Here is a 6,067-nt window from a genome sequence, read left to right as displayed (position 1 = left end):
TGTCGGTTGAGTTGATCGGTGACCAGGCGCTTTGGGATGAGTTCGTGGAGAGGAGTCCCTATGGCCTGCTGTTCCATCGGTGGGATTTTCTGCGGATCATGGAAAAGCATACCCGGTATCAGCTGTTTCCCTATGGTATTTATCGGGGTAATGAGCTGATCTGTATTTTCCCGCTCTTTTATCGGTATTATAATGGTTTGAATATGGTCTTTTCGCCGCCACCTTTGACCAGTGTACCGTACCTGGGCCCGGTGATGGCACCGGTATACGACACTGTAAAGCAAAAAAGAAAAGAGATCTATGGCAACGCCATCGGAGACGAGATCGATGCGGAAATAAAAAAGTTCATGCCGAATTATACGTCGATCATCACCGCCCCTGAATTCATCGACGTCCGGCCCTTCAAGTGGAACGGCTATGGCGTGGAAAACCATTACACCTACGTGATCGACCTCCGGGACCCCCTGGGCGTAATCTGGAAGAATTTCGGCAAGGATTGCCGGGAGCGGATAAAATCGTTCGGAAAGCCCGGTGTAAAGATCGAACAATCCTACGACGTCGCCCGATTATATAATATGTTGAAAAAACTTTTTAACGATCAGGGCATGAACCTGCCGCTGACCGGCCAGGCCTATCTCGACGACATCTTTCAGACTTTCCCCGATAACTTAAAAATACATTTTTTAACGCAGGATAAGACCTTACAGGACATCGAAGTCAGCTGCGAGTATAAGGATACGTTCCGATTATTATGGGGCCTGTCGATTATCAATAAAAAACTCTACGGCAATCAAGAATTTGCGACGTGGGAACTGATCAAGCGGGCAAAGGAAAGTGGATATAAAAAATTCGAGATCGTGGGAGCGAATACACAGAGGTTTTGCACCTACCAGTCGAAATTTAATCCATCCCTCGAGATGTTTTTTACCCTCACGAAAACGGATCTCATAGGAAATTTGGCCCAGTGGTCCTATTATAACCTCGTGAGGAAGAAACTGATCTGATGATGAACTATTTACCCGAGTGTACGGAGATTATGCAGGGATATCCAGGATTCGTGGCCAGAATGGGAACTCATTCCCGGGGGATGATATCGTGCGGATATTGATCGAGATCGGCCACCCTGCCCAGATCCACCTTTTTAAGAACCTCGCGTGGCGGCTCGAAAAGGATGGGCATACGGTTAAGATCGCGATCTCCATCAAGGAGATAGCCCTGGACCTGATAAAAGGCTATGGGTTCGATTATAGCATCCTATATAACAACGTCAATTGCGGCATCCTGGGCAAACTCGTCCTTCTGGTTAACGGCGAAATGGAGATGTACCGGCTTGTAAAACGTTTTGATCCTGATATCCTGATCAGCACCACGTCGGAGATCGCGGGGCCGATCAGCCGAATTTTCGGAAAGGCCCATATCGGTATAACAGATACGGAGCACGCCGATCTGACGAATTTCATCGCCTATCCCAACACGGACATCATCCTGACTCCGGAGAGCTTTAAAAAAGACCTGGGTAAAAAGCATATTCGCTTCGCGGGGTGCAAGGAATTGGCATACCTCCACCCTAATTATTTTAAGCCGGACCCCTCAGTCCTCGCCGACCTGGGCCTGACCGAGGGAGATAATATCTTTCTATTACGTTTTGCGGCCTTCAACGCCACGCACGACACGAGGAGCGAGAAGTTCGATGCCAGATACATGCCCCTTCTCATCGAGAAGCTCATAAAAAAGGGCGAGGTCATTATCTCCTCCGAGGTCGAGCTGGATCCCGGCCTAAAAAAATATCAGCGGCGGATCGACCCGATGAAATACCATCATCTTCTCTACTATTCGAAACTCTATATAGGCGAAGGCTCCACGAGCGCGAACGAGGCCGCGATCCTGGGAGTGCCTGCGCTTCACTTCGAGCGCCTGATGTATAGGGCAGGACCCCGTAGCGTCACCTCTATCATCGGTATCATGGATGAGCTACAAAATAAATACGGCCTCGTCTATAGCTTTTACGATGAGACCGAGCTGTTGCGGAAGGCTGACGAAATCCTGGCGGACATCGGGGCTTCGAAAAGGGACTGGGCGCGAAAAAGGGAAATATTCTTAAAAGATAAAATCGATGTGACCGCTTTCCTTGTCTGGTTCATAGAAAACTATCCGGGGTCCCTCGCGGAGATCAAGCAAAGCCCGCAACTTCAGTATAATTTTAAATAGCCGCCGTGCATAATTTTTATCGTTGAAAAGCCAGATAGGCATAAGACGGAGAAATGGCCGCATATGAATACGAATAATGATTATCCATCGAAAATTATTCGTTACATATCCATCGCCTCCGAGGTCATCCGGGAACGAGGCCTCTTTTTTTTCATGGGCTTTTTTTTTAAAATGGAACTCAACACTTTTCTGGTCAAATTTAATAATATTTACTCGGTGGCATATGCCCGGTCATTCAACCGGCCCCTCGTCCACGTCATCGGCGATAGCCATTCGTGGGCTTTCAAGCGGACACGGTCCTTCATCGTCCATAACATCGGCCCCGCGACCGCCTATAACCTGAAAAACAAGAACAGTACCATACGGTCGAACCAAAAATTGTTCTCCGAGCTCGGCCGGATCGATCTTAAAAAGGACCTCATCATTCTCGTATTCGGCGAGATCGACTGCCGCGTCCACATCTATAACCAGTATCGAAAAAGCCAGAACGGCGTTACAATGGAAGAATTCATGGACCGGGCGATCTCCAACTACGGGGAAGTCCTCGAGCAATTGCGTAATGCAGGCGTGAACTTCGTCGTCTACGGCGTTATTCCCGCCCCGAAGCAGATCTTCAGGTATCCGCCCTACGCGACGGAACGGATGAGACGGGAGCTCTTCGATGAATTCCGATCCAGCTATCCATTCCTGGCGACGCCGGAGATCCGGAGCTGGATCAACCGGACGTTTAATGAAAAGCTCCGGGCCTTTTGCGAGAAGAACGGGTATGGATATATCGATATTTATCCCGAGGTCGCGGACCAGGATGGCTTCATCGCGGACGCATTCTCCGCGGACGAGATCCACGTGAACGGCAGAATCATGCCCTTCATTAAAAGCCAGCTGAAAAAAAAATACGGTATAATGACTTGAGCCTTACTTTTTGATAATGCCGAGGCTACGGTATATGACCGGCTTTCTTTGCTTCATCCGGCAAAAGGAGGAGAACGCGTTATTCCATAGCACATCGTGCGACAGGAGCAGGCCGCCTTCCGTGATATGCGGCCACGCGGCCTCGTATTCGAAGAGCATGTGGTCATACGTATGGAGGCTGTCGTGGAAGAATATCGAGATATCGCCGAGCTTCTCCAGCAGCTTTGGCAGCTCGACCTTCGCGTCGCCGGCTATCAGTGTCCACCGGTCCTTAACGTACTCGGGGATGAATTTTCCCACCTTATTCTCCGTGAAATGGTGGTCCGAGCCATCGCCGATGATGTAGACCATCTGGCCGTCCTTGTCCGTCCCCTTCGAGGTAAAGCATTCGTAGGGCGGAAGGTCGATAGAATAGAGGTGGCCCTTCTTGTTCTCGTGCATCGCCGCCAGCGTGAAAGCGCTCGAAGCACCGTCTCCCACGCCCGTCTCGATCACGATCTCTGGCTTATATTTTTTTATGAGCGAATACATATTCAATCGAATGCCGTTGTCGACAAAATGATATTTTGCGAGGTGCTCCGTCAGGTCGTTTGGTAAAAAGTACTGCATGTCCTCGAAAAAATCTCGCCCCGACATTTTCGACAGGGACCTTGCGAAATAATACCGGGATAATCCCTCCGTGGCGGTCAGCATCAGCGAAGGGTTTTTTATGATATACGGGATCGCCGAGATAGTATGCGTATATTTAATAGACTCAAGCATATTCCCGAATATTTTTTTTATGTTATATAACATTTCTCATGACGATATAATCGTGCTATGCTTACGATTATCTTCTATCATAAGCTTTTAATATCCAGGACCCATATATCTGCGAATAATCATGGTATCTGTGGAAAACATTTTTATCGCGTTCCTTGTTCTCATCGGTACACTGGTCATATTTAATATTAAGATTTTAAGGGAAAAAATTAGTTTCGAGGTGTTAGGAAAAATATTTTTTTTTATCATACCTATCGTAGCGATAGCTGGCATCACCCTTCCCTTGATAATCGGAGAATATAGCTTTTCACTTTTAGGCTCATATTTGGCCGTGCCTATGATCCTCGGACCCCTGGCATACTACATATATTTTAATAAATTGATGGAGTTCGAAGACAATGGCACAAAATGACGCGGTATCCCCCGGTTCCGGCACTGCTGACATGAAACTCCTGGGGGTTCTTTATTTCGTTCTCTACGCATTGTCGATCTTACTCCTGTATACGTACGACGTTCGAAATATCTTTTATTATCTGGTCATAGCGATAATGGCGGCCGTCGTTCTCCTCGAGATCATGCGGAGCGAGCCGGGTAAAAAACACGTCCTCATATTACTCCAGATCATGCTCCTCACAGTGAACATTATCTGGGGTGTCACACTAAAATATTATTACTCCTTTGGCTACACCGATATTTTTGGACACGTTCAACTGATCAATTCATTGATCAATCTCGGCCACGTTACGGAAATATTCGAGACGTATCAGCCCTTCCCCCTGTGGCATATCCTTGCGAGCATCTTTTATCAGATCAGCGGCCTACCGATCACGGTCAACACCATTTGTTACGTCCTGAGCGGCTTGATTTTTTTCTGTTTACCTGTGTTCATGTACCTGGCCGCGATCAATCTCTTAAATAATAATAAGGTAGCCCTCTTATCCGCCCTGATCATATCGTTCTATCCTACGCTCATTTGCTACGGGATCTATTCGATACCGAGAAGTGCCGAATCGTTTTTCTTCGTCTTGCTGGTCTACCTCCTGGTAGGCAGGGATAATCCAGTAAAATATTACCTCGCAATATTTTTTACGTTTGTAATCGTACTTTACCATACCGTTTCGATACCCTATATCCTGGCAATCCTGGCGGTCATCTACATCCTGAACCTGTTCTTCGCCCGGGAAGAAAAAAAATCACTAGTCACGCTTTCCTATTTACTCATTAGCGGGGCGATAACGATCATCTACTGGGAACTCTTCGCCAACCGGCTCATTCAAACGCTGATCACCGATATTACTTCTCCCGCTCCGACGGGGCCGCTCACAAAATCCATCTTTACGCAGCCTACGGGCGAGCTGTTCAATTACATCCAGTTTATGCCCACGCTCTTCTTCTTGATCGTCGGCGCATTGCTGATCCTGCGCGACAAAAAAGTGAGTAGCACGGTTAAGATTCTGGGGATCGTTTCCCTCTTACTGGTTCCGATCACGTTCCCCGGGCCGCTCATGCTTGTCAACAAGCTGGCGGGTAACCTGAACCTGGGACGGTTCGAGGAGTATACCTTTATCTTTATCGGATTGATCGCCGCCGTCGGCTTATTATTTTTATTCTATCGATTAAAAAAGGCCGGAAAAGCTATAATGCTGGTCATTTTTATCGTCTGGGTGCTCTTATCGGTGTCGAACGACTGGGTAGCCCTCGATAACCCACTGGTGAAAAGGTCATTCTATACATTCTATTTGAGCGAGGGCGAGACCCAGGGCCTGGACTTCATCTCGCTCGTGAGGGTGGATTATCTGCTCGTGGACTATATCCCGGCGAGGTATTACGAAGCCGTGCCGTGGCAGCCGCATAATTATACGATCTTAAAAGTGTATGCCAATACGAGTATGCCCATCGTTCACAGCCCGAACGATATCATCATACTCCGCGATAAGGAGATCGACCGGCGCGGATTGAGGTTCTATACGGCGAATGAAACGATGTTCTGGTATTATTCGAGCTCCGATTCGTACTATGATTACTATCATAGGGATGACGACTTATATAATAACCTGTACTCCTTCAACAGGATCTTTAGCTCTCCTGACATTAGCGCCTATACCTCGAATGAACTATATAAATATTATCAATATAAACAAATTTAATATAAAAATAAAAAAACTATTTTTAATTTGGTCCAATT

The 6,067-nt window shown here is 47.3% G+C and carries 6 protein-coding genes; 5 read left to right on the top strand and 1 reads right to left on the bottom strand.

The window, feature by feature from the left end; translation table 11 throughout:
- From VMC84_RS11985 to VMC84_RS11975, 3 genes are all read left to right on the top strand, one after another.
- Window positions 1-1,004: GNAT family N-acetyltransferase (locus VMC84_RS11985; RefSeq protein ID WP_325380958.1), on the top strand; the 1,004-nt coding region annotated here is incomplete at its 5' end.
- Between the two features lie 91 nt (window positions 1,005-1,095).
- Window positions 1,096-2,208 (top strand): DUF354 domain-containing protein, encoded by a 1,113-nt coding sequence (locus VMC84_RS11980; protein ID WP_325380956.1) that lies wholly within the window; start codon window positions 1,096-1,098, stop codon window positions 2,206-2,208.
- Between the two features lie 63 nt (window positions 2,209-2,271).
- Entirely contained in the window at window positions 2,272-3,120 is an 849-nt protein-coding gene (locus tag VMC84_RS11975; RefSeq protein ID WP_325380955.1) for an SGNH/GDSL hydrolase family protein, read from the top strand.
- 3 nt (window positions 3,121-3,123) lie between these two features.
- Here the strand turns inward: VMC84_RS11975 and VMC84_RS11970 are convergent, their stop codons facing one another.
- Window positions 3,124-3,882, bottom strand: coding sequence for a class I SAM-dependent methyltransferase (locus VMC84_RS11970; RefSeq protein ID WP_325380954.1), 759 nt, complete (start codon window positions 3,880-3,882; stop codon window positions 3,124-3,126).
- 121 nt (window positions 3,883-4,003) lie between these two features.
- Between VMC84_RS11970 and VMC84_RS11965 the strand changes: the two genes are divergently transcribed.
- Together VMC84_RS11965 and VMC84_RS11960 are read left to right on the top strand one after the other, a co-directional pair.
- On the top strand, window positions 4,004-4,294 hold the full coding sequence (locus VMC84_RS11965) for a hypothetical protein (protein WP_325380952.1): 291 nt from the start codon (window positions 4,004-4,006) through the stop codon (window positions 4,292-4,294).
- On the top strand, window positions 4,281-6,029 hold the full coding sequence (locus VMC84_RS11960) for a hypothetical protein (RefSeq protein WP_325380950.1): 1,749 nt from the start codon (window positions 4,281-4,283) through the stop codon (window positions 6,027-6,029). The genes VMC84_RS11965 and VMC84_RS11960 overlap by 14 nt, the downstream gene beginning before the upstream one ends.
- Window positions 6,030-6,067: the final 38 nt, after the last annotated feature.

The organism is Methanocella sp. (genome assembly GCF_035506375.1).
In the GTDB taxonomy this organism is placed as follows: domain Archaea; phylum Halobacteriota; class Methanocellia; order Methanocellales; family Methanocellaceae; genus Methanocella.
This window is presented reverse-complemented; position numbering and strand designations above follow the sequence as displayed.